Annotated in this window: 24 protein-coding genes and 1 tRNA gene; 6 read left to right on the top strand and 19 right to left on the bottom strand. The window is 40.4% G+C overall.

All coding sequences use genetic code 11. From position 1 onward, the window contains the following. Nucleotides 1–16 precede the first annotated feature (16 nt). The 4 genes from glnD to ACE01U_RS09355 form a co-directional block, all read right to left on the bottom strand. Nucleotides 17–2,683: a [protein-PII] uridylyltransferase gene (gene glnD, locus ACE01U_RS09370; protein WP_086209335.1), complete on the bottom strand. Its 2,667-nt coding sequence runs from the start codon at nucleotides 2,681–2,683 to the stop codon at nucleotides 17–19. 28 nt (nucleotides 2,684–2,711) lie between these two features. Continuing rightward, a complete protein-coding gene (gene purT / locus ACE01U_RS09365; RefSeq protein WP_395579310.1) occupies nucleotides 2,712–3,926 on the bottom strand; it encodes a formate-dependent phosphoribosylglycinamide formyltransferase in 1,215 nt (404 codons plus the stop codon). Between the two features lie 234 nt (nucleotides 3,927–4,160). Beyond that, nucleotides 4,161–4,508, bottom strand: a complete 348-nt coding sequence (ygaH, locus tag ACE01U_RS09360; protein WP_395579309.1) for an L-valine transporter subunit YgaH — start codon at nucleotides 4,506–4,508, stop codon at nucleotides 4,161–4,163. Continuing rightward, a complete protein-coding gene (locus ACE01U_RS09355) occupies nucleotides 4,505–5,257 on the bottom strand; it encodes an AzlC family ABC transporter permease (protein WP_086209332.1) in 753 nt (250 codons plus the stop codon). The genes ygaH and ACE01U_RS09355 overlap by 4 nt, the downstream gene beginning before the upstream one ends. Nucleotides 5,258–5,358: 101 nt before the next feature. Here ACE01U_RS09355 and ACE01U_RS09350 point away from each other — a divergent pair, with 101 nt between their 5' ends. After that, nucleotides 5,359–5,841, top strand: a complete 483-nt coding sequence (locus tag ACE01U_RS09350; protein WP_086209331.1) for a hypothetical protein — start codon at nucleotides 5,359–5,361, stop codon at nucleotides 5,839–5,841. 53 nt (nucleotides 5,842–5,894) lie between these two features. Here the strand turns inward: ACE01U_RS09350 and ACE01U_RS09345 are convergent, their stop codons facing one another. Both ACE01U_RS09345 and ACE01U_RS09340 read right to left on the bottom strand, forming a co-directional pair. Further along, entirely contained in the window at nucleotides 5,895–6,308 is a 414-nt protein-coding gene (locus ACE01U_RS09345; RefSeq protein WP_086209594.1) for a hypothetical protein, read from the bottom strand. A gap of 187 nt (nucleotides 6,309–6,495) precedes the next feature. After that, nucleotides 6,496–7,191 (bottom strand): Crp/Fnr family transcriptional regulator, encoded by a 696-nt coding sequence (locus ACE01U_RS09340; RefSeq protein WP_110974885.1) that lies wholly within the window; start codon nucleotides 7,189–7,191, stop codon nucleotides 6,496–6,498. Between the two features lie 117 nt (nucleotides 7,192–7,308). Between ACE01U_RS09340 and ACE01U_RS09335 the strand changes: the two genes are divergently transcribed. Next, nucleotides 7,309–7,848, top strand: coding sequence for an Mpo1 family 2-hydroxy fatty acid dioxygenase (locus ACE01U_RS09335; protein WP_086209329.1), 540 nt, complete (start codon nucleotides 7,309–7,311; stop codon nucleotides 7,846–7,848). 50 nt (nucleotides 7,849–7,898) lie between these two features. Here ACE01U_RS09335 and ACE01U_RS09330 read toward each other — a convergent pair whose 3' ends face one another. The 10 genes from ACE01U_RS09330 to ACE01U_RS09285 all read right to left on the bottom strand — a co-directional run bounded on the left by ACE01U_RS09330 (nucleotide 7,899) and on the right by ACE01U_RS09285 (nucleotide 17,940). Further along, on the bottom strand, nucleotides 7,899–8,255 hold the full coding sequence (locus ACE01U_RS09330; protein WP_395579308.1) for a hypothetical protein: 357 nt from the start codon (nucleotides 8,253–8,255) through the stop codon (nucleotides 7,899–7,901). Nucleotides 8,256–8,445: 190 nt separating this feature from the next. Further along, complete coding sequence (ychF, locus tag ACE01U_RS09325) at nucleotides 8,446–9,537, bottom strand: redox-regulated ATPase YchF (protein WP_004693442.1); 1,092 nt, start codon at nucleotides 9,535–9,537, stop codon at nucleotides 8,446–8,448. 145 nt (nucleotides 9,538–9,682) lie between these two features. After that, nucleotides 9,683–10,393: a haloacid dehalogenase type II gene (locus ACE01U_RS09320; RefSeq protein ID WP_086209327.1), complete on the bottom strand. Its 711-nt coding sequence runs from the start codon at nucleotides 10,391–10,393 to the stop codon at nucleotides 9,683–9,685. A gap of 259 nt (nucleotides 10,394–10,652) precedes the next feature. Beyond that, complete coding sequence (locus ACE01U_RS09315) at nucleotides 10,653–11,312, bottom strand: methionine ABC transporter permease (protein WP_004693438.1); 660 nt, start codon at nucleotides 11,310–11,312, stop codon at nucleotides 10,653–10,655. Continuing rightward, nucleotides 11,293–12,363 (bottom strand): methionine ABC transporter ATP-binding protein, encoded by a 1,071-nt coding sequence (locus tag ACE01U_RS09310; protein WP_395579307.1) that lies wholly within the window; start codon nucleotides 12,361–12,363, stop codon nucleotides 11,293–11,295. Before ACE01U_RS09310 ends, ACE01U_RS09315 begins: the two co-directional genes overlap by 20 nt. 11 nt (nucleotides 12,364–12,374) lie before the next feature. Beyond that, nucleotides 12,375–13,211, bottom strand: a complete 837-nt coding sequence (locus ACE01U_RS09305) for a MetQ/NlpA family ABC transporter substrate-binding protein (RefSeq protein ID WP_086209325.1) — start codon at nucleotides 13,209–13,211, stop codon at nucleotides 12,375–12,377. Nucleotides 13,212–13,220: 9 nt separating this feature from the next. After that, nucleotides 13,221–14,063 carry a MetQ/NlpA family ABC transporter substrate-binding protein gene (locus ACE01U_RS09300; RefSeq protein ID WP_395579306.1) on the bottom strand — a complete coding sequence of 281 codons (843 nt, stop codon included), beginning with the start codon at nucleotides 14,061–14,063 and terminating at the stop codon, nucleotides 13,221–13,223. Nucleotides 14,064–14,085: 22 nt separating this feature from the next. Beyond that, complete coding sequence (locus ACE01U_RS09295) at nucleotides 14,086–15,504, bottom strand: LLM class flavin-dependent oxidoreductase (RefSeq protein WP_395579305.1); 1,419 nt, start codon at nucleotides 15,502–15,504, stop codon at nucleotides 14,086–14,088. Beyond that, a complete protein-coding gene (locus ACE01U_RS09290; RefSeq protein WP_395579304.1) occupies nucleotides 15,504–16,727 on the bottom strand; it encodes an SfnB family sulfur acquisition oxidoreductase in 1,224 nt (407 codons plus the stop codon). Before ACE01U_RS09290 ends, ACE01U_RS09295 begins: the two co-directional genes overlap by 1 nt. Before the next feature lie 10 nt (nucleotides 16,728–16,737). After that, a complete protein-coding gene (locus ACE01U_RS09285) occupies nucleotides 16,738–17,940 on the bottom strand; it encodes an SfnB family sulfur acquisition oxidoreductase (RefSeq protein ID WP_291374847.1) in 1,203 nt (400 codons plus the stop codon). A gap of 380 nt (nucleotides 17,941–18,320) precedes the next feature. Here ACE01U_RS09285 and ACE01U_RS09280 point away from each other — a divergent pair, with 380 nt between their 5' ends. The 3 genes from ACE01U_RS09280 (at nucleotide 18,321) to ACE01U_RS09270 (ending at nucleotide 20,316) form a co-directional block, all read left to right on the top strand. Continuing rightward, entirely contained in the window at nucleotides 18,321–19,085 is a 765-nt protein-coding gene (locus ACE01U_RS09280) for a glutathione S-transferase family protein (RefSeq protein WP_086209320.1), read from the top strand. A gap of 280 nt (nucleotides 19,086–19,365) precedes the next feature. Then, entirely contained in the window at nucleotides 19,366–19,836 is a 471-nt protein-coding gene (locus tag ACE01U_RS09275) for an Lrp/AsnC family transcriptional regulator (protein WP_086209319.1), read from the top strand. A 6-nt stretch (nucleotides 19,837–19,842) separates the two neighbouring features. Beyond that, nucleotides 19,843–20,316, top strand: coding sequence for a GrpB family protein (locus tag ACE01U_RS09270; RefSeq protein ID WP_395579315.1), 474 nt, complete (start codon nucleotides 19,843–19,845; stop codon nucleotides 20,314–20,316). Nucleotides 20,317–20,367: 51 nt separating this feature from the next. Here ACE01U_RS09270 and ACE01U_RS09265 read toward each other — a convergent pair whose 3' ends face one another. The 3 genes from ACE01U_RS09265 to ACE01U_RS09255 form a co-directional block, all read right to left on the bottom strand. Further along, on the bottom strand, nucleotides 20,368–21,117 hold the full coding sequence (locus ACE01U_RS09265; protein WP_395579303.1) for a YebC/PmpR family DNA-binding transcriptional regulator: 750 nt from the start codon (nucleotides 21,115–21,117) through the stop codon (nucleotides 20,368–20,370). A 228-nt stretch (nucleotides 21,118–21,345) separates the two neighbouring features. Further along, the gene (locus ACE01U_RS09260) at nucleotides 21,346–21,951 is read right to left on the bottom strand and encodes a 1-acyl-sn-glycerol-3-phosphate acyltransferase (RefSeq protein ID WP_395579302.1); all 606 of its coding nucleotides are present in this window, start codon (nucleotides 21,949–21,951) and stop codon (nucleotides 21,346–21,348) included. A 1,007-nt stretch (nucleotides 21,952–22,958) separates the two neighbouring features. After that, nucleotides 22,959–23,035, bottom strand: a tRNA-Ile gene (locus ACE01U_RS09255). Between the two features lie 160 nt (nucleotides 23,036–23,195). Here ACE01U_RS09255 and ACE01U_RS09250 point away from each other — a divergent pair. Further along, entirely contained in the window at nucleotides 23,196–24,452 is a 1,257-nt protein-coding gene (locus ACE01U_RS09250) for a site-specific integrase (RefSeq protein ID WP_395579301.1), read from the top strand. Nucleotides 24,453–24,461: the final 9 nt, after the last annotated feature.

Below are 24,461 nucleotides of genomic sequence, written 5' to 3'. Positions count from 1 at the left end.
ATACCAGTGTGTATTGTTAATGTTGACCACAGACCTGACTAGACGCTTCATCTAAGGCAGATTTTAGTTGAGCAGCAAAAGTCTCAGCTTCAGCTTCAGTCATGGGTTGACCATCTTTTTTAGTGACAAAGAAAATATCTTCGGCACGTTCACCTAGAGTGGCAATTTTAGCAGAGTGAATATCTAGACCTTGCATCATAAACAACCCGCCCACTTTGGCAAGTAGGCCGGGATGGTCAAGTGTTGCAATTTCGACCATGTTTTGTTGCAGTGCTTCATTCAGCGTAATATCAACCGTATTCTCAATGTCAAAATGGCGTAGCTGACGTGGGATGCGGCGTTGCATGAGCCCAGGATATTTATCTGAATTGACTAAGGCATCTTTTAAAGCAGACAGTACTTTGGCTTCACGTTCTGGGTCAGTCAGTAGGGTGCCAAAGCGGTCAAGCACGACATAAGTGTCTAAACTAAATGCTTTGGTTGCGGTAATAATACGTGCATCTTGTACATCCAAATTCATACGGTCAAGTATGGCAACCGTTGTTGCAAACAAGTTGGGTTGATCTTGAGTATAAATAAAGATTTGTACTGCATCCTGAGCAAATTTACGCTGTGCACGCATCAAAACCAGCGGTTCTGGGTTATCACCGTGCTGTAAAATAGCACGTGTGTGCCAAGCAATTTCATCTGCAGACTCTTTGAGAAAATATTCATCGCCCAGTTCTTGCCAGACTTTTTCGACGTCATCCAGTGCAAACTCTTCGACCAGTTGTTCACTGGCAGAAAACTTGGTGTCCTCAATGAGCATTTGATAATCCACAGGACGGCCTAAACCTGAGCGAATCACATCACGTGCATGCGTATAGAGCTGACGCATGAGAGAAGCGCGCCACGTATTCCAAAGCGAAGGATTGGTGGCATTAATATCTGAAACAGTCAACGTATACAGATAGTCGAGATGTTCCATGTCGCCCATTTTCTCAGCAAAAGCTTTAACCACATCGGGGTCAGAAATATCTTTCTTTTGAGAAGTGACGGACATGAGTAAATGGTTTTGAATGAGCCATGCGACAAGGTTGCATTCGCGTTCGGTAAAACCATGATTACGACAGAATTCAATCGCATCAGTTGCACCTAGCTCACTATGGTCTCCACCACGGCCTTTAGCGATATCATGGAAAATGGCAGCCAAATAGACAATATCCCGACGTGCTAGACGTTGGAACACCGAACTCACGACAGGGAAGTCTTTGGCAAACTCAGGTTCTTTGAAACGGTTTAAGTTACGCAGTAGTAGTAAGGTATGTGCATCTACTGTGTAGATATGGAACAAGTCATATTGCATTAATCCCATAATCTGCCCAAATGCAGGAATATAGTTGCCCAATACTCCATAACGTTTCATTGCCACCATCGTCTCATATAAGCGATGTGGTGAGCGAATGATCGCCATAAACAAGGCTTGATGGGTTGGGTTATCCCGAAACTCTTGATCAATGTGCTTTGCAGCTAAAGTGAGGAGGCGTAAAGTCCGTGCACGAATACCCGTAATCTCAGGGCGGTTTGCCAATAAATAAAAAATTTCTAAGATGGCACTTGGGTTTTCAGAAAAAATCTTATGGTGTTGAACAGCTAGTTTGCCATCAACTAGTTTAAAATTTTCATTGATTTCTTCAATGTTACGTTCATAGTTTGGTAGGCGTGGGGTAATGACTGACTCGTTGAAATAAGCCAACAGCATTTCATTCAGTGTAGTCACTTGTTGAGCGCTTCGATAATAACGCTTCATGAATTGCTCAATTGGGTAATTCGGGGATTTGCCTTCTTCGCGCACATAGCCAAACTTCGCAGCAATATCGCGTTGATAGTCGAATAATAAGCGGTTTTCATCGCGTTTGGTGAGGCGATGTAAGTGGTGACGAATTTCCCAGAGGAAGCTTTCGGCTTCTTCTAATACCCCTAACTCGAACTCTGAAATAAAGCCCAAATGCACCAAGTCATAAATGCGATTGACGCGGAAATGTCGCTTTGCAATCCAACCAATTTGGTTAATGTCCCGAATGCCACCCGGCGCATTTTTTATGTCGGGTTCTAGATTGCTTTCTGTGAAATTGTGTTGCGCATAGCGTTTGGCCTGTTCTTCCATTTTTGCATCATAGAAGGTTTTATCTGTCCATGTTTGCGAAACAATACGTCGTGGCCATTTGGCTAAGTGTTCATTGCCTATAATTAAACGGGACTCGATGAGGGCTGTGGCAACAGTTAAGTCATTTGTGGCTTGTTCAACACAGTTGGCAATGGTACGTACACTAATGCCAGGTTTGAAATTGCCGACATCCCACAGGGAGGAAATAAAGACAGAAATGAGCTTTTCTTGTTCTTCGCTAAATTCATCTTCAGACAGGATCATGATGTCTACGTCTGAATAAGGCAACATCTCTCGGCGACCATAGCCACCAACCGCAAATAAGCTCAAATCGGTTTGATTGAGTTCAGCATGTTTCCAAAGGAAAATAAGTGCCTCATCAATCAAATTTGAACGGGTTAAAATGACATCACGGATGGATTGACCATGATCAAAACTCTCTTGTAATTGATTTTCGACATCACTACGCCATTGATTGATCGCTTTAATGTCGTGATTACTGCTGACATAGCTAAGCAGTGGAGAAGTATTGATCATGTTCCGTATCCGTAAATTTTAACAACGCTTAGTTTTGATGAACGCTAACCAGTTCTGCTGTTTGAGCAGCGAGTTCACGTGCTTGGTCAGTTGTTTCAGCACGTGCTGTTGCAACGCCCATACGGCGACGTGTAAAGCCTTCTGGCTTACCAAAAATGCGTAAATCAGTATTTGGGTTTGCCAAAGCAAGATTTAAGCCAGAAAAAGATAAGTTGTTTGCATCTACACCCGCATAAATTACGGCACTGGCTGCAACACTGTGACGTGCCGTATTTACAGGTAAACCTAAGATCGCACGAGCATGAAGTTCAAATTCACTTTGGAACTGAGAAGCAAGCGTTACAAGACCTGTGTCATGTGGGCGTGGTGATACTTCACTAAACCACACTTTATTGCCTTTGACAAAGAGTTCTACACCGAAAATGCCACAGCCACCCAATGCGATGGTAACTTTATTGGCAATACGCTTTGCTTCATCGAGGGCCACTGGTGACATAGCTTGAGGTTGCCAGCTTTCTACATAATCACCCGCATCTTGGCGGTGACCAATTGGGTCACAGTACGACGTTTCAATTTCGCCTGTTTCAGGGTTTTTAGAGCGAACTGTTAATAGAGTGATTTCAAAATCAAAATCAATTTGCGATTCTACAATCACAGTCCCTTGGTTTACACGACCACCTGTTTGCGCATATTCCCATGCAGCATCTACTTCTGCGAACTCTTTTACGCGGGATTGACCTTTACCAGAAGATGACATGACAGGTTTAACAAAGTTTGGATAACCAATGTCATCACATGCTGCACGGAACGACTCTAAGGTGTTGGCAAAGCGGTAAGCAGAAGTGGGCAAACCCAGTTCTTCAGCAGCTAAACGACGGATGCCTTCACGGTTCATGGTGAGGTTTACTGCTTTTGCAGATGGAATGACTGTGGCAATATTTTTTTGTTCGATTTCAACCAATACTTGGGTTGCAATGGCTTCAATTTCAGGAACAATCAGGTTCGGCTTAATGTCTTCAATAAGTTGTTTAAGCGCTGTCGCATCTGCCATATTTAAGGTGTGGGCATAGTGTGCCACTTGCATTGCAGGAGCATGATCGTAACGGTCAGCAGCATGAACTTCTACACCTAAGCGTTGTAGAGAAATCACAACTTCTTTCCCTAGCTCTCCAGAACCCAGTAGCAGGACTTTAAATGCTGAAGACTGAAGTGGGGTACCAATAGTAACGCTCATGTAAATCATCCATGCTTGATTTTATGGGCTTTTAGAATAGCAGAACTCTTAAAGGTGTTCAGGGTTCATTCACATAAATTAATGATATTGTCCAACAATTTTTTTTATAAAGCGGTGCATTCCAAAGTCAAAATTTTCATGCAAAAGGATGCAAAATAAACTTTTCAAATCAAACTTGAAATGACTTGCACAGATGAATCATTTCAAATAGCACTTCAAGTTTTAATGGACGTAAAATATGGGTTAAAAAGGCATAGGCATATAGGTATAGACCAAGCCGTAGCTGAGTGCTGCGGTCAGTGTAGCAGGGACGATTTGTCTAAATTTGAAATAAAGGCCAGCCAAGACAATGAAGCCGACTAACATGGCAAGACTTTTATTGGGTGCATCCAACAGTGGTGGCAAAGTTGCAACCACAAGCATCGAACTAATTGCTGAAATACCAATTGAACCCAATGCAATCTTCAACCATAAAGCACCGCGCTTTTGTGAACCTTGTTGAAGCTTTTGAATGACGAAGAATGGCCCAAAGCGTGAAGCGAAGTTTGCAATACCCACTAAAATGCCGACCAAGATAATTTCGATATTCATGTTTGATCTCCACTATGTTCGGGGTCTGGTTTTTTCAGTATATAGTGCTTAAACAAGCCAGCAAAAATACCTGAACTGATGCCAATAAAAATGGCAGCAGATAAGTCAATAAAGTAACAGGCAATCGCAGATACCAGAATAGTCACAGTGACCACGAAAGTGTGCCTCTTTTCAAAAGCTGCCAATAAAAAACTTAAAAAAAGTGCAGGCAATAAAAAGTCTAAAGCGGCTTGTAAGAACTGGGGTAAATGGCTGACTTGGTCTGCAAACATTCCACCTAGAAAAGAACCTGTCGCCCATGCGAGCCAACTGAATAGGCTTAAACCCAGCATCCAAGACTCAGACCATTCTTGGCGACGCTGTGACAACTTGATCATGCCTGAAGCAAAGACTTCGTCGGTTAATCCCCATGACCAAATAGCAGTTTTCTTTAGGTTCAGTTTATCCTGAATTAGGTTCTGTAGCGCAGGGCCGTAGAGTAAGTGACGAATATCTAGGGCAATGACAGTGAGGGCAGTCATCCAAATAGATGTACCACTACCGAGCAGTGCAACGACTAAAAACTGACTAGCACCTGCATACATTGAGCAGGATAAAAATAAAGCCTCCCATGCACTAAAGCCAAACTGGGTTGCAGATACACCAAAGGCAAAAGAAACAGGTAGATAGGTAAAGATAATCGCTTGGCTATCCTTAGCCCCTTGCCAAAAGCCAGCAGCTTGTGCAGGAGTGGGATTAAGTTCGGACACAACACACCTTGAAGAAGACTTTATCACTAGGTCAAAATTGATTGTGTATTGTAACTGAATTCACTAGCATAGTGCCGAATTGTTTGTTGAGGCGTTTAACCATGTTGAAGCTCGAATTACGTACTTTAGGGCTGGCTGCTATTATTGTGAGCAGTTTACTTTTGCAAGCTTGTGGACAGTCAGAGCAAGCTCCTGAACAAAAAGTAGAAATTAAGGCTGCGCCAAAAATTACCAATGACGCAACAGAATATGCACAGCGTGCTTGGGCATTTATTAATGAAGTCGATAGTTTGGTCTATCACAAACAACTGGATCAAATCGAGACTAAAGTACGACAACCTGCACGTAAGCTCAGTACAGAGTGGCGTATTAATGTCAAAATGACCGACTCCGTGACTGAAGGAAAGTATGCGTTATGCCGAAAGGCGTTGACGAGTTTGGATGTCTGGGCGCGAGCAACTTTAGAGAAAGATAGGCAGATCATAAAAGCGCAACACGAATATGAGCGTGACAAAGTTCAGTGTAAGGATGCCATTGATCATCCAAATTTAGGTAACACGAAAGCCAATAACAATATTTTTTAGTTTGAATAAAAAAGGCGAAAATAATTTCGCCTTTTTTAAATGATTACGATGAATTACGATTTTAAGGTGCTATTTGAAACAGCTTTTGCATCTTTATTTTTTACGTCTTTGCTCACTTGATTCTTTGTTTCGCTTTTTACTTTTGCCTGATTAGAGCTTTTTGATTTTGTATTGGTTTCAGCATTCACTTTGGTTGCTGTCGCAGTTTTTACATTTTCCACAGTACCTTTAGATTTAGCAGTGGCTGTTTTATTGGTAGTCGTCGTTTTATCTTTCATTTTTGTAGTTTCGGCTTTTACTTCGGATGTTTTTGCTTTTTGAGCTACGCCATTCACTGCTACACAAGAACCCCCTTTGTGATTTGGGCCTGTTCCACCAGTTAAAGTTGTACCTTTAGGGCAGGCAAATGCTGATGCGCTTAGTACTGAGAAAAGTCCTGCTGTGAGAAGTGTTGTGATTTTTTTCATCGTATTCATCTTTTATGTCATAGGCATTCGCGCCTAACTGAAATATAAAGATATTTAATGTAAACGGAAATATGTAAATTGTATGTTTAATTATGAATTTTGGCTCCTTAAGTGAATATGAATCATAAAAAATATTGTTTTCAAACAATGCGAGTGGAGAGAGAAGATCTTAAGTTTATTTTCAAAATTACATTGTTGCGTGTGCTAGCGTATGAAGTCTTGGAAGATTAAGAATTTCAATTTTTTTAAACGATATTTTCAAAATCCCTTGTTGTTCTAGTTGATGTAATTCTTGGTTAATGGTTTGCCTTGAACACATTAACATTTGAGCTAGCTGTTCTTGAGAAAGATGTATCATATGGTTTTCAATATGCACATGGTTGCCATAGCCATTCAAAATAAAAAGCAAGCGTTGAGCCAACCTTTGGCTAATATTTTGACTTTGGATAGCGATCAATTCCAAAAATGCGAGACGTAACTTTTGCGAACTCAGCTGCGCAATATGAAACCAAAATTGCGGATGTGTGTGGAGTAAGTCTTCAATGGCAGTGTTGGAAATTTTTAGAATGGTACTTTTTTCAACAGCAATTGCATGATGGGAGCGAGGTTGTTGATCAATTAATGAAATTTCTCCAAACCACATGATTGGCTCAGCAATTGCCGCAATTGACTCATTTCCTTCAATATCAATATAGCCTAAGCGGATTTTCCCATGAAGGACGGCATAGATTCCGTCGAAAGCATCGCCATGATGAAACACGGCCTGATCACGTTCTATATGCACTTGTGTAGCGTACTGTGAAATGAAATCTTGAAATAAAATAGGTAGTTGGGAATACCAAATGTTATTTTTTAAAATGTGGAGTTCAGCTTCCTTAAGCACATTCAATCCTTATGATGAATCTTAAAAATTTCCATATTTGTAATTGTCACTTAGCCGACAACTTAGGTCGAGTTTTTTTTATATATTGAATAAAAGTATTTTACAAGGACGATTAAAATGTCAAAGCTTGAGCAGTTACTTAGCCAATATGCGGCTTACCATCTCGATCATAAGAATATTATGACCCACTTTGTGGGTATTCCCCTGATTGTGTTTTCAATTATGTGCTTAACCGCAAGAGCTGGCTGGGCTGTGGGTGGTTTTGAAATCACTTTGGCGATGGTTTTGATTTTAGCGAGTATTGTTTACTACCTGAGCTTAGATCGAATTTTTGGTCTGATCATGCTGGTGATCTATGCCATGGCTTATCCATTGGCGTATAAAATTGCGCAATTTGATTTGGGTCTTTGGTTAAGTTTAAGTATTGGTATTTTTGTGGTGGGTTGGGTGTTTCAGTTCGTTGGACATTTTTATGAAAAGAAAAAGCCAGCGTTTATGGACGATGTAATTGGCCTTGCCATTGGTCCATTATTTGTTTTGGCTGAAATGGTGTTTATGCTTGGTTTTAGAAAAGATATCGAGCAACGGATGCTAGATGCAGCGCGTAAACAACGTGCGACAATGGACAATAAGCATGTCTCTGTGATATCACCTTAATAAAAGCAGTTTAAAAAGCCAGTGAATTTCACTGGCTTTTTTATGCTGTTTTAAGATGTCTTCGAGACTTTATGTGTATCTGGCTGAACTTTGGATGCATTCGGGCTTGGAGCATGAGAATCTTTATGGGATTTATTGGTCATATCATTGGCTTTCATTGAATCATGTTCCACCATTTTATCTTGCTTTATGGCTGGATCATGTTTAGCCATTTTATCTTGCTTTGCTACTTTCTCTTGTTTCATGCCATGATCATGCTTTGCCATGTTCATGGTCGGGACACACTTACCACCTTTATGATTTGCACCTGTACCACCCGACAGTGTTGTGCCTTGAGGGCATGCAAATGCTGTTGCACTAAGGGTGGTGAATAAACCTGCTGCAATAAATGTGCTGATCTTTTTCATTTTCGTTTGTTCAATGAAGGCATTAGTGCCTGTGATTAAATTAGCGATAATACAAAAGAATAGAAGTTATAATATTGTGTGAGATCCAAATGGATCAGGTGTTTATATGTTATTTTATGCTGTTTTTAAGCTTGGTTTAAGCTTATAAAAAAACCCGATTGGTATCGGGTTTTTTTATATTCGAAATGGCTTATACGTTAAAGCGGAAGTGTAGAACATCACCGTCTTGAACGATGTAGGTTTTACCTTCTAAACGCCATTTTCCTGCTTCTTTCGCGCCTGCTTCACCGTTGTATTGAACAAAGTCATTATAAGCAACACATTCAGCACGGATAAAACCTTTTTCGAAGTCAGTGTGGATCACACCTGCCGCTTGTGGTGCAGTAGCACCCACTTTAACGGTCCAAGCACGAACTTCTTGTACACCCGCCGTGAAGTAAGTCTGTAAACCCAAAAGACCGTAGCCTGCACGAATCACCACGTTTAGACCCGGCTCTTCCATACCTAAAGCTTCAAGGAACTCAGCACGGTCTTCATCTTCAAGTAGTGAAATTTCAGCTTCGATTTGGTTGCAAAGCGGAACGACGATTGCATTTTCTTCAGCTGCAAGTTTTTTCACAGCATCTAAATGTGGGTTGTTTTCAAAACCATCTTCTGCAACGTTCGCAATATACATGGTTGGTTTTAAAGTCATTAAACCAAAGCCACGAACCAATTTACGTTCGTCGTCGTCTAGGTCAGCAGCACGGGCAGGTTTGCCTTCATCAAGTAAAGGTAAAATTTTGTCTAAAACCGCTTTGGTTGCAAGCGCTTCTTTGTCTCCACCTTTTGCAGATTTTGCTAAACGAGTCACAGCTTTTGTCACAGTTTCTAAGTCAGCAAGTGCAAGTTCCGTGTTGATGGTTGCGATGTCATCAAGCGGGTCAATTTTACCGTTAACGTGAATGACATTTTCATCTTCAAAACAACGCACAACGTGAGCAATTGCATCCGTTTCACGAATGTTTGCAAGGAATTGGTTCCCCAAGCCTTCGCCTTTAGATGCGCCCGCAACTAAACCTGCAATATCTACAAATTCCATAGTCGTTGGAATTACGCGTTGAGGTTTTACAATTGCGGTAAGTTTGTCTAAACGTGGATCTGGCACAGGAACGATGCCTGTGTTCGGTTCAATGGTACAGAATGGGAAGTTTTCAGCAGCAATAGCAGCTTTAGTCAATGCATTGAAAAGTGTAGATTTACCAACGTTCGGCAAGCCGACAATACCGCAATTAAAACCCATGAAATAACTCACAACGTGTTATATAAAAATTGCCAGTGATTTTACATGAAAGCCATGACAAAGTCAGGTCTCAGGGCAGAAGAATCAAAGTTGTAAATCATGTTGCGTGCAGAACGTCCTCATTTAAGCCCTATATACGAGCCTTTTAAGCCTTTTCTTTTAATAAAGAAACCAGATTTAACAGATCTGTAGCATGTAGATCATTGTCTATGCAAGGACTAGAGTCTTTCAATTGGGCTGCACCATACTCAAAGGGGCGTTCAATATAAGCCGTCAGAAGTCCACAGCCACGTGCTGCAGCAAGGTCATCTTGATGGGTAGCCACCATCATCACTTGATTGGGTGCAACATTAAGTAAGTCTGCGACACCTAAATAGGTTTTAGGAGAAGGTTTGTAGGCTTTAAAGTTTTCAGCAGAGAAAATAGTGTCCCAAGGCAATTTTGCATACTTTGCTAAATCGACCAATAAACGGATGTTGCCATTTGAAAGGGTACAAATAATATAATCTTGTTTTAATTGATTAAGCGCTACGACTGTATCTGGCCAAGGGTTGAGACGATGCCAAATAAAGTTTAAATCGCTTTTTTGAGCTTCGCTCAGTGTGGAGATTTGATATTTCACTAAAAGCTCATCCAAAATGAGGCGGTGAATATCATCAATGGAAGTCCACGGCTGCTGACCCAACAAAACCTGATCCATTGCAGGTCGATAGCCTGCACGCCAGTCTAATGCAAATTGGTTGGCATTGATGTTCAAGGCTAGGCGTTCCACTTCTTGGACGATTGAAGAATGCCAGTCCACGACAGTTCCAAAGATGTCGAAAGCGAGTACTTTAATTTTAGAGGAATGACTCATCTTAGGGGGATTATTCTTATTTAGGCTTGAGGATACGTTATAGCTTATACATGTCTATCTGTATATTGAGAGCCATATTTTTCTATATGAATTTGAAAGAAAAACAGTGTTGATTCAGTTGGTCAGAATGCTGTGATAAATCAAAAGCGATAGCAATTATAAGTAGGTAGTGAACTTGATATTGAACCCCTTCTTAGAAAAAGGAGGGGTTAAAAACTTAAGTGGGGGTAGGGTGCTCTACTTAATATGGGAGATGTGATTAAACTTTTCTCTTATCGAGTTGATTTGCCAGATTGTCTCCAATTGCTTGTACACACATCACCAAAATCACGAGCACAACAATCACGGCCAACATGATCTGCATATCAAAACGCTGATAACCATAGCGATAGGCGATATCACCTAAACCACCTGCACCAATGGCGCCTGCAATGGCAGAGGAGTTAATCATGGTCACAATGGTCACGGTAAAACCCGCGACAATTCCGGGTAGCGCCTCAGGTAACAACACATGCCAAATGATTTGAGTACGGTTACAGCCGATCGCTTGCGCAGCCTCAATCAACCCTTGATCTACTTCGCGTAAACTGACTTCTGCAATTCGTGCAAAAAAGGGGGTTGCAGCCAAAGTTAAAGGGACAACTGCTGCCCAAACGCCATAACTGGTGCCTACAATCCAACGTGTGAGAGGAATGAGTGCCACCATCAATATAAGGAAGGGAACAGAACGAGTGATGTTTACCAACCAGCCTAAGCTATGGTTGATACTTTTAGAGGGATAAATGCCATGCTCAGAGGTACTGACGAGAACCACTGCCATTGGCAAACCAATGAGTAAGGCAAAAAATGCAGATGCGCCAACCATGATTAAGGTGTCGATAGTGCCTGTCAGTAATAAATCAATGAGTTGGTCGTGCATAGCCAAGTACCTCTACATGTGTCACATGCGCTTTTAGTTTTTGTAGTAGTGATTGAATTTCTAAGCCCTGTGTGGGAACAGCAATAATCAATGTTCCAATTAAATGGTTTTGGATGGTGTCGACCTGACTTTGATACAAATGCACAGTTTGTGGAAAGTACTCCAAAATCTGTTTTAAGTCAGGTGGATGATGCGCATCTGAAGTCGAGCGAATTTTGAAAATGGCATGTGTATCGAGCTGCGTGGGTCCCGCATTTAAGCGAAAAGGCAAATCGAGTTGTTCTAGATTCAGCAGTTCTTGGGTAATGCCTTGCTGCGGTTGAGAGAACACAGACCAAACTTCACCTGATTCCACAATTTCACCGCCATCAATGACCACGACCTGATCGCAGATTTCCCGAATCACCTGCATTTCATGGGTAATCAATACAATGGTGATACCCAACTTCTGATTGATCTCTTTGAGCAAGGACAACACCAGAGAGGTGCTTTCTGGATCGAGTGCAGATGTTGCTTCATCACAGAGTAAAATTTCAGGATGGTGAACCAATGCACGGGCAATGCCGACACGCTGTTTTTGACCGCCAGACAGTTGTGATGGGTAATGCTGAACCTTATCGTTCAGCCCAACCAACTGTAAAACTTCATTGACTCGTTGTTCGATGTCTTGTTTGGGATAATTGGCAACGATGAGGGGCAGTGCGACATTTTCATAGACTGTTTTGGCAGACATTAAATTAAAATGTTGGAAAATCATGCCAATGCGTTGGCGGAGCTGAATTAATTCAGCATGACTCAATGTTGCCAAGTCTTGCTGATGGATATGAATATGACCTTCATTAATACGTTCTAAACCATTTAAGGTGCGGAGTAGGGAAGATTTACCTGCGCCACTTTTGCCAATAATGCCAAACACTTTCCCTGTCGGTATGTCGAGGTCAATATTTTTGAGTGCATGTACACTATGCCCTTGTACTGCATAGTGTTTGTTTAAATTACGAATTTTGATATGTGGAATGGAAAAATCCACATGAGAACCAAAGCTGACCATTCTTTTTCTCCTTATTTCCAGCCTTCAAACCACAGACCTTGGCCAAAATCACGGTCTAAAATTTCTTGAACATGTTTTGAGTTTTGGAATGCTTGCACAAAAGTCGCAAGTTTTTGGTTTTGGTCTGGATAGTCTTTACGTGTCACAAATAAAATGGCGTATTTCTTGTCTATCGGATCAAGAAAAAGGGCATGATGCGGATCTGTGACCTTGGCCATTTTTAAATAATGCGGGAAGCCAAAAATTAAATCGGCATCATTAAATGCATGAGCAGTTTGTGGGCCTTCTACTTCAATAAACTGAAGTTGTTTAGGATTGCTCACAATATCTTTTACGGTAGACAATTCATTGTTGATATCTTTGAGCTGAATCAAACCCGCACGATGCAGTAAAATCAGTGCACGCGCCGAATTCACGGGGTCATTGGGAATAACCACACGGGCTTGAGTGGGTAGTGCATCTAAGGACTGATATTTTTTAGAATATAGTCCGACATGACTTCCTGTGCCTGTGGCGAATGCATGCAGGTCATAATTTGTTTCGCGAATTGCATTGCGTAGAAAGACGCTTTGCTGAAAAAAGTTGGCATCAATGTCACCATTTTGCACAGCAACATTTGGCGCATGCCAGTCCGAAAATTCAACCAGTTTGACCTGAATACCTTGCTTTTTTAAATCATCTGCCACGCTTTGCAGCAATTCTGCATAAGGTGGGCTAATGCCAATCGTTAAGACATCATCCTGCGCATGGCTTTTGCTATAGCGGTAACCCGCTAGAGCAAAAATTGCCACGATGACACTCAAGCCAATCAGCCATTTTTTTCGATTTTGAGTGAAAGATTGCGTCATGGCCTATACTCACTTCCAACCAGGGAACCAAAGTTTTTCGCCAATTTCACTATTCAAAGTCTGTTTAACTTTGTCCGATGTTTGATAAATCTTGATGAACTTTTCAAGTTGCGCGGCTTTCTCTGGGTGTTTCTGTTGGTAGTCGTCACGCACCACAAATAAAATCGAATACAGGGTGTTGGTGTTGTCATCTAAGATCAGCGCATCATTTGGGTCAATGGTTTTTGCAAGACGTAAATAATGTGGATAGCTAAAGACCAAGTCAGCATCATCAACGGCACGTGCAGTTTGTGGACCTTCAACTTCAATAAACTGAAGCTTTTTAGGATTGCTCACAATATCTTGCAGATTCGATAGATGATTGTTTGGGTCTTTTAAGCTAATCAATTTAGCCTGTTGTAACAGTAAAAGCGCACGGCCTTGGTTGACTGGATCGTTTGGAATAACTGTACGTGCATTTTCAGGAATCGCATCAATTGAGTCATATTTTTTTGAATATAAACCGACGTGTGTGGTGACGCCTTTACCCAGTGCTTTCAGTTTAAATTGGGTCTCCTTGATAGCGTTATCTAAGAAGGGCTGATGCTGGAAATAGTTGGCATCAATATCACCATGGTTGAGCGTGATATTTGGAGTGTTCCAATCTGAGAATTCCACCAGTTTGACGTTGATGCCTTGCTGTTTTGCTTCTTCTACAGCCACTTTTAAGGGATTTGCAAAGGGTGGGCTGATCCCAATCACCAGTTCAGTGTTACTCGATTTTTTATGATAAGACCAAGCCACTAGTGCGATGACGATAGCGGCGACAATTACCCCAATAACGGTAAATTTTGTTTTTGCAGTTTGAGCCATGATATTTCTCGTATTTTAAAATTTATGCGGTTTGTTTTTGCTGTGTTTGAGTATGAGGGGACGAGCTTTGACAGCGATACTGCTGTACTGGGTGGTCTGCGGACAGTCGGTCACCTTGAGCGAATAATTTGTGGCGTAAACTACCTGTTTCATAGGCAGTTTTATAACGGCCACGCTCTTGTAACTCTGGGATGACCCAACGAATAAAGTCTTGATGTGACTCTGGAGCAACGGTTCGTGTAAGGTTAAAGCCGTCTACGCCAGTTTCATCTAATAGCTGGATGAGTTTTTCTGCTACAGTTTTTCCGCTCCCGACCATTAGCGGGTAGCGTCCTCCCAGTACATGCTGGGCTTTTAAATCTGCTCGGGTAACTTTTTGTTCTTTAAATTTGTTATTGACCGAGGCAATGCTATTGGTTTGTTTATAGGGGATCGCTTCATCATCTGTGAACTGAGCCAAATCTATTCCGACCGAACTTGAAAAATGTGCCAAACCTGCTTCTGGACTGGCATAGCGAATATATTCGGCGAGTTTTTCTTGAGCCAACTCGTCCGTTTCTGCCGTCACCACACTAATACCGACAAAGAGTTTAATAGCTTGCTCATTGCGCCCATGGCTTAATGCAAGCGCACGAATTTTATCGACTTGCTGTTTAAGTTTTTCAGGCGTGTCAGCACCAATAAACATGGCTTCAGCATGTTGGGTTGCAAAGGCTAAGCCTTTGCTTGAGGCACCCGCTTGATAAAGCACAGGTGTACGTTGAATAGATGGGGAAACCTGAAAAACGCCCTGACTTTGGAAAAATTTGCCTTGATGCTGGATGGCATGAACTTTTGAAGGGTCAGTAAAGACACGGTTTAACTTATCTTTTTGTATGGCATCGTCTTCCCAAGAACCTTCCCAAAATTTATAGCAGAGTTCGAGAAACTCTTCGGCTTGTTCATAGCGCAAGTCGTGATCTTTTAAACCTTTTTGACCAATTAACCGTTCTGCGCTGTCTAAGTAGCCGGTGACAATATTCCAGCCAATACGACCGTGGGTTAAATGGTCGAGGCTTGCAAAGCGCCGTGCAAATTGGTAAGGCGACTCATAGCTCAGATTCACAGTGACACCAAAACCTAAGTGCTGTGTAACGGCGGCCATAGCAGAAACGAGTGTACTAGGGTCATGGCTTGGAAGCTGAATCGACTCTTTTAGGGTTAAATCCAGACCATTTTGATAAACGTCGTAGACACCCGTAATGTCGGCGATAAATAAACCATCAAATAAACCTTGTTCTAAAGTTTGCGCCAAATCGGTCCAATAGCTGAGCTCATTAAAACGATGCGACTCATCGCGTGGGTGTGTCCACAAACCGTGATTGATATGACCTACGCTATTCATATCAAAGGCATTCAGAATGATTTGTTTCGGATTTTTATTTTGAGATGATAGTGTCATTACAATGTCCCTCTGCGTGGCGGAAGCACACCATTAAGGAGATAATTGGCAATGAAGTAATATTTCCAACGTGACGCATCATGTAGCGTGTGAACACGTGCATTACGCCAAAAGCGGTCTAGGCCATCTTCACGTTGACTACCACGACTGCCTGCCAGTTCAATCAATTTCGAAGCTGCTTTTAATGCGGTTTCTGTGCTGTGGGCACGAACTTTCGCTACATCCAGTGATGCTTTAGCAATGTTATCAGCGGTTGGATTAGGACGTGCTGCGTCAATGGAGCGTGCCGCTTGTTTGAGTAAGACTTCACTGGCACGTACATCGGCAACCACTCGTCCCAGTTCAAACTGTGTTAAAGGATCATCGGTTGCCTGTTCAACAGCAGAGTCAATCCACGGACGAGCCCGACGTACACGAACCAGTGTTTCCTCAAAAGCAGCACGTGCAATGCCCGTTTCAATTGCAGCATGCATAATTTGAGCAAAAGGCCCCACCAGAGTCGGTCTGGAAAATGCTGTATCGAAAGGAACAATATCTTCTGCACCTACAGCGACATGATTAAATTTGACTGTACCGCTGCCTGTGGTACGTTGACCAAAACCTGACCAATCATCAATCAGTTCTAGTCCTGAGCTATTCCGTGGGATGAAAACTAGAAACTCTTTGTCATCGGCATCTTTGACTAAGGTCGGTATGCGGTCTGCAAACAGGCTGCCCGTACAATAAAACTTTTCACCATTGACCGCATAGCCTTGTTCCGTTTGGCTCAGTGCAGTTTGTTTTTGTGTTGCATTTTTAGTTTTAAACTCAGCCAAGGCATTACCAAAGCGAGCGCCTTTGAGCACTTCTGCATAGAGTTTACGCTTTTGTTGTTCAGTACCGTTATTACGTAAAACCTCTAAGGCATAGAAATGGTTCTGTGGAATTTGTCCAATCGAACCGTCCACACCACTCATTAGCGCAATAATTTGCGCGACCGTATAGCTGGAAACATCGGCCCCCCCGAATTCCTTAGGTACAGTAATAGCCCAAAGCCCAGATTGGCTATAGGCTTCAATTTCCTCAAAAGGCAAAATTCGTTCAGCATCGCGTTGGATAGCCTGCTGTTTAAACTGCTCAGCCAAATTTTTGGCAATTTCTAAGGCTTCAGCATCACTTTGAATAATATGTGCATATGCCGTGTCTTGGGATTGAAGAGGAAGAATGGGTTGAAATGAAGTCATGATGCTCTCCTTAAATCCAAGCGTGGCGGGCAGGGAAAGTGTTATTTAAATAGTAGTTACCCAGTGCATGCAGCTTCCAGCGGATCGGGTCGTGTAAGGTATGTACGCGTGCATTGCGCCAATGTTGATCTAAGTTATGTTGGCTTAGGCTCGAACGACTCCCACCAAGCTCTAGGAGTTTTTCAGAAATTTGTAGTGCAGCATCATTGGCATAAACCTTGGCTTCGGCGACTAAAATGGAGGCTTGAGCTGCTTGTTCCGCACTGACAACGCTTAGTTGGTCAAGCTCATCTAAATATTCGGCAGCTTCGTCGAGCAGTAGGATAGCGGCATCCAGCAGCACTGCAGATTTGCCGACTTCTTGTAAAGTGTAATGTTCAAAACTGGCTTTCTCAACCTGCGCATCGACAATCGGTCGGGCTTTTTTAACCGCTGACAATGTGTCTTCAAACGCAGCTTCTGCAATACCCACATCAATCGCGACTTGCATTAGCTGAGAGAAGGCACCGCGATAAGTAACGTCCTCAGCTAGTTTCCGCTCATCAAAGATAAGGAGTGGATCGACTTCAACCCGTTGTAATTTTACTGTGCCACTTGAGGTTGTACGCTGACCAAAACCGTTCCAGTTATCAATGACTTCGACACCTTGTGCTGTGGCATCAACAAGCGTCAGTACCACATAACCTTCAGGGTGAATGGCTTTAATGGCTAACCAATGGGCAAAGCTACTCCCTGTAGAATAGAACTTTTCACCATCGACATAGTAACGACCATTTTCAATGCTTAATGTCGTATTTAATGTTTTAGTGTCTTTGGTATTTCGTTCGGGGCCACCATTGGCAAGGCGTTTGCCGTTTAATATTTCATTAAAAATAAACTGTTTTTGTTGTTCGCTACCTAAAATATCAATCATGTTGAGTAGCGCAATTTGGTTTTGTGGAATTTGACCGACACTTGAGTCGGCTTTATTAATAATGCGAAAAACCTGAGCTAAAGTTTTATTGGAAACAAATGCGCCTCCAAAAGTTTGAGGAATACGAATACCGCCTAAGCCTTTTTTGCTGAATAATTCGATTTCAGCAAATGGAAGCTGACGGTTCTGATCACGTTGATCCCGACCTTCTAAGGCAAAGTCAGCGACATGATAGGCTGCATTAATCGCATCCTGATCATTTTGTATCACGTGAATATTTTTAGAGAGAGTATGAGACATAAAAGCACCTTTACTTAATCTCTATACGCTACTTGGGATTGTTTGAATGATTAAATGAAGGATTTTGAATTGCTTAGCAGCTAAAAAGTTAAAAATAAAATATGCTAAGTTTAATCATTTGATGAATATTCTAAGTGTTTGAAAAATATAAAATATGTATTTTGGTTGCAGTCTAAGCAATGTCGTTAAATTTTTACTTATTTAGATTTGAGATATTGTAGAGAAAAAAACGTATAAATTTGATAAAGGCTGTTGAACATTTGCTGGGCAGTTTTGGGTAAAAAGTACATTGTAAATCTTAAATACAGTGACTAAAGTATCCAACTGAAATAGATGGCTTTGCTAAAAAGCCAAAATAGAAAAATAAATGTGGAGCATTTATGAGAACTTTATACCAGTTTCCTTTATCTCATTTTTGTGAGAAAGCTCGCTGGTTGCTCGATCATAAAGAGCTAGATTTTGTCGCGCAAAATGTAGTGCCTGGGGTTCATCGGGCGTTTGCGCAGTTAAAGACAGGGCAGAATAAATTGCCTATTTTACGTGATCAAGACAAATGGGTCGCAGATACCACCGAGATTGCGTTATATCTGGATGAGCGTTATCCAGAACATCGACTGTTACGTAGCGAAGCACAGCTTCGTAAAGAGGCTTTAGATGTTAATGCTCTAGCCAATGATTTAGGGCTACACGTTCGCCGTTGGGGGTTGGCACATGCTTTATCCGATAATGACCAATCGCTACAAATTATGTTGGGCGAAAAGGGCTATTTACGTAAATTTGAAAAATACACCAAACCTCTGATTAAAACTTTGATGTCGAAAGGTTATGAACTCAATGCCGACAAAGTTGAGCACTCGAAAGTTGAAATGCAGCGTTTAATTGAGGTCTTGAATGAAAAGTTAATTGCTAATCATGGGCGTTACTTTGTGGGAGATCGTTTAGGTTTGGCGGATATTGCTGTGTGTTCAATGTTAGCCCCTGTGCTTGAAATTAAAGGGACTCCTTGGGAAAAAGACCATGAGGATAGCCTATCTGAAGAATTCAGTGCCTATAAAACCTATTTAAGCAATTTACCTTTGGGGCAGTATGTTTTAAGAGTCTATCAAACCGAACGCAATGCTCGGGTCGACTGGCGCGGCATTTAAGATAAGCTCAAGCCAAACAAGGCAAAGGAGGTATGTGATACAGATAGCCTTTGCCATTCTTGTATTTTCAGTATAATTATTGAGAGAAGTTGAATAGAAATTTTCTCAGTCTATTTACAACTTTGTAAAAGATCATGCCATTCTTTGTCTGAAAAAGCTGATATATTCTTATGAAATTGAAAATAAATGAAAAAAATATGCAAATAAGCTTTATCTTTCATCTGAAAAGCTTAATATGAAATAAACACCTATAAACATAATGCATTATGAGAGTTAAAAAATGGAATTAGACCGTTTTGATAAGCAAATTTTAGAAATTTTAAGTAATGAAGATATCAATCTAAACGAATTATCAGAGCGTATTAATTTATCGGTCAGTTCGGTGCATCGTCGTATTAAGCATCTGATTGATAATGCGATTATGACTAAAGTTAAGCGAGATATTAACTATCAAAAACTCGGGTTTAGTCTACATGTTTTACTCCAAGTATCTTTGAGTAAACATGATACCGACACTTTTTCCAAGTTCTTGGAAGAGTTGGAAAGCATTCCTGAAGTGACCAATGCCTTTTTAGTGACAGGGCAGTCAGCAGATTTTATTGTTGAAGTTGTGGCAAGAGATATGGAAAATTACAGTGATATTTTACTCAAACGCATTGGTAAAATTGAGCATGTGGTGGCACTTCATTCAAGCTTTGTGATTAAAGAATATAATGTATTTAACTGTAGCGGTTTGTTGAGTAAGGTTTAGCGTATGCTGAGGTTCTATGCAGCTACTGAGTATCAAGCATCTTGCCATCAAAAATTTGTATACTATCAGCGACAACTTTTAGCTCTCATACCCAAAGCACAGATTGAACATATTGGTTCATCTGCCATTCCTTATGCAGTTTCTAAAGGTGATTTGGATATTTATGTGGCTGTTGATGCTGTAGATTTTGACTCAGCCATCGTTAGTATTTCCAGTTTAGGTTTTGTTGAAAAGCTTGATACTTTAAGAACGCATGAACTATGTATGTTAGAGTCGCTACAGCAGGATGATGTTGCTATTCAATTGGTTGTGAAAAACTCTCAGTGGCAAAGTTTTTTGATCTTTCGTGATCGCTTGTTGAAAAATCAGAATTTAGTCATGGCTTATAATCAATTAAAACACGACAGCCAGCATTTAAGCATGGATAAATATCGTTGCAAAAAAGCAAAATTTATTGAAAGTGTATTAAATCAGACATAAAAAATGCGCTCCCAAAGTTATATTTGAGCGCGCATTTTGATCAAGCAAAGACTAGGCGTCTAATTCTGCCAACACCGAATCAGAGAACTCAACGTTGGTATAAACGTTTTGTACATCATCTAAATCTTCCAGCATATCAATCATTTTCATGATCTTTTTCGCTTGGTCGATATCAGAAATTTCAGCTTTTGTTGAAGGGCTCATGACCACTTCAGCATTATCAGATTTTAAGCCAGCAGCAGTTAAAGCATCTTGCACATCACCAAAAGATTCGGGTGTAGTAATGACTAAGATTTCATCTTCATCTACTTCGATATCTTCAGCACCTGCTTCAAGGGCTACGTCCATGATTTGATCTTCTAAAGACACATCTTCAAAAGTGATCTCACCACGCTTTGTGAATAAGAAAGCAACTGAACCATTTGTGCCTAAGTTACCATCTGTTTTTGAGAAACAGTGACGCACATCTGGTACAGTACGGTTTAAGTTGTCAGTCATGGTTTCTACAATAACTGCAACACCACCAACACCATAACCTTCGTAAGTAATTTCTTTTAAATCGTCGTTATCTTCACCACCAACACCACGTTGGATTGCGCGGTTAATGACGTCACGTGTCATATTCACAGAAAGTGCTTTTTCTACAACTGCACGGAGACGTGGGTTGCTTGCAGCATCACCACCGCCAAGCTTTGCAGCAGTTGTTAATTCACGAATAAATTTGGTAAAAAGTTTACCACGGCTAGCATCTTGTTTTGCTTTACGATGCTTAATATTGGCCCACTTGGAATGACCCGCCATGCGAAATATGCTCCTTGTAGATTGGCTTTGTGCCTATCAAATTGTGCAAATTCTACCATAAGCACTTTTTTATGCGAAAGTAGGTGTTTTTCTGAAATGAGTCAGATTAAACAAAAAATAAATAAAATTGTTTGAAATAAAGCCAGTTATTTCAAATTTAGATTGTGAAGCAATTCATTTCAAAAATGAGCCCTTAGAAAGAATTGATTTAGACCTAAAGGAGAGGGGCTATTCACATTCTTTTAGGTCATTTAGATGAGCTGATTTGGGATCATTTCTAGCTTCGGGAATTTCGATATCTAAACCAACATGTTCTTTATAAAGTGCTTTAATGAGGGCCAAATCATGATCTAACTCTGTGGGATAGATTTTTCCAAAAATACCCCCTTGTTTGGTTTGCGAATTCGCATACATGAGTACAATAGGGACATTTGCGGCTTTTGCAATATGCCAGAAGCCTGTACGAATCGGTTTACGTGCTTCGCCTGTTTTTGCACGGGTTGCTTCTGGTGCAATCACCAAGTTGAATTTTTCATGTTGAGAAAAGTGTTCAACCATTTGCGACACGATGTCTTTATTTGACTTACGGTCAACTGCAATACCACCAATCGCCTCGAGTAGTGGCTTGATTGGCCCCTTGAATAATTCTTTTTTAATCAGGGTATGGATTTTCATATCGTAGATTTGAAAAATGGCCAGTGATAAAACAGCATCGAGCATAGAGGTATGCTCAAATCCAATGATGACTTGCTTATCTTCTAAAACATTTGGTTCCACATGGTATTTCCAGCCTGCGAGCTTAAATGCAGACTCGCCAATCAGTTTCTTTAACATGAGCATAAATATACAAGTGTTTTTTAAAGTGGCTAATGTCTGCTTGTTTGGCGTTTGAGTCAAGCCCTAACTTAATTCTGATCAGACATTAGAGGTCAGATTTTTCCATTAGTAGGCTAAATAATTATGATTAAAAGGTATGCAATAAGTCTTTATAGATATTTATTAATAGAAAATAAGTATAATTTTTTTAAAAATACTACTATTCATAATCGAAATGAAAGATTAGACTTTGGTCTAAGAAAAGAGTGTGAAATTTCATACTTTAACTTTGGTGTAACAAAGTTCAGGATTGTTAAAATGACTTATCTTTCGACTTTTTTATGGGCATTTGTCCTTTTCGGTTTGGTTGTTCTGTGGTCGGTTGTTGAATTTTTCATTGAGTCTCGTAAGAAAAAGGAAATCAGTATTTAGTGGTAATAATGTATAAATGCACTGATTTTTGATGCTAGCTATAACTAGCTTGATTGACTTAAAAATTTAATTTTCAATCATCTATAATCGTTAATAGCTCTTATTCTAAATGAGATACTTTGTTAGAGCATCATGTTTGGATGCTTAAAATTTATACTTACTAGTCATATATAGCGTGTTGGATGTTATGTTCACAGTTATTCAATGCTTAACTTAGCCATATTTTTGTGAGTAGTGAGGCTAAGTGATTATAGTATAGGTTTCTGTAGGAGGGTATAGAAACAATGGGGCGCGATCAGTCATGATGGCTTGTCTCATATCATTTGAATCTATAGCTGCAAGTTTAGGCAAAGAATTTGTTACAGTTATCATAAAAAATGCCTGAAATAAGATTTGACAGGAAAATCTAAAGCAAAGATAAATTAGGTCGTGATTCTGAGAATGGTGAAGATTAGAAAGGATTGCTTAAATGAAAATTTCGAATCTTTTTTTTAAATAAGCAGAAACGACTAATACTTGAATTCAAAATGTTTATATAAAAATAGCCAATAAAAAACCACCTAGGATTAATGCACCTAAGTGGTTGTTTTATATGGTGGGCCCACACAGACTTGAACTGTGGACCAACGGATTATGAGTCCGCTGCTCTAACCAACTGAGCTATAGGCCCTATATGTGTCGAAGTAATTATTTATCAATTACTTGCGATGTGTCCAATACTATCCAATATTTTGACTTGAAGCAAGCATTTTTACCAAGTAGACGCATAGTAGACTGTAAAAATTATTGTGCTATATTGTTTGATATTGCGACAGATAGCGATTCTATATATGTCATCCAAAAGAGTAAAGCTAACAAAGTCATTTATTGATCAATTAGAGCTGACACCGGCCATCTATAGAGACAGTGAATTGATCGGCTTTGCTGTGCGTGTAAACAATAGCTATAAGACATATATTGTTGAAAAGAAGGTTTTAGGTAAGTCTGTCCGGTCTACTTTAGGTCTACACGGGAATATTACATTAGCCCAAGCAAGGGAAATGGCCCGTGAAAAGCTACTGCAAATGTCGCAAGGCTTAAACCCAAATACAGAGAAAAGAAAACGAATTTCAGAAGAAGATGAAAGATTAAATATTGCTAAGCAAAAGCCAACAGTTAAAGATGCTTTTGATAACTATCTCTCATTAAAATCACTTAAGCCAAGAACTGTCCATGATTATATGGTTGTCCGAGATAAGTATTTGGGCGATTGGCAGAGTGTTAAGCTGGATGAAATCTCAAGACGGATGATTCAGGAAAAACATGCAGAACTGAGTAAAAATAGTAAAGCTCAGGCAAATATGGCTATGCGTGTTTTTTCTGCAATATATAACTTCTCGGTAGAGCATTATTTAAGTGATGATGATCAACCAATACTCATTCCATATAATCCGACAAAAACATTAAGCGCGAAAAAAGTATGGAATAAGATTAAGCGCCGTAAAACATATATTAATGAAGACCAGTTACCAGATTGGATTAAAGCAATATTTGAATACCAGGATAGAGGGCAGGTACTCGAAACAAATCGAGACTTTATATTGACGCTCATTCTTACTGGATTTCGTAGAGAAGAGTGTGAATCGCTTCCATGGTCCAGCATAGATTTAAAATACGGAACGATAACCTCAATAGATCCTAAGAATGGAGAGCCTCATACGTTACCTTTGGGGGATTTTTTATTCGAGCTTTTGAAAAAGCGTAGACGGAATGTAAAAAGTGATTGGGTATTCCCTTCAGCCAAATCTAAAACAGGGCATATTGTGAATATCTCTAAAGTTAGAGCAAAAATTAACGATCTTTGCGCCGTTAAATTCACTTTCCATGACTTGCGTAGAACATTTGGATCAATTGCTGAAGGTTTGGACTATGGGCACTATACAATTAAAAGACTGCTAAATCACAAGAAAGATAGCGATGATAATGATGTTACTTCTGGCTATGTCCAGGTTAGTGATAAGAGGCTACGCGAAGCAATGAATGAAATTGAAGAAATAGTCCTCAAGAACTACAAAGAAGAGTATATACAAAGGTTTAAAGATCAATAATTAAAGCCC

This window comes from Acinetobacter halobius (assembly GCF_044130335.1).
Classification (GTDB): domain Bacteria; phylum Pseudomonadota; class Gammaproteobacteria; order Pseudomonadales; family Moraxellaceae; genus Acinetobacter.
This window is presented reverse-complemented; position numbering and strand designations above follow the sequence as displayed.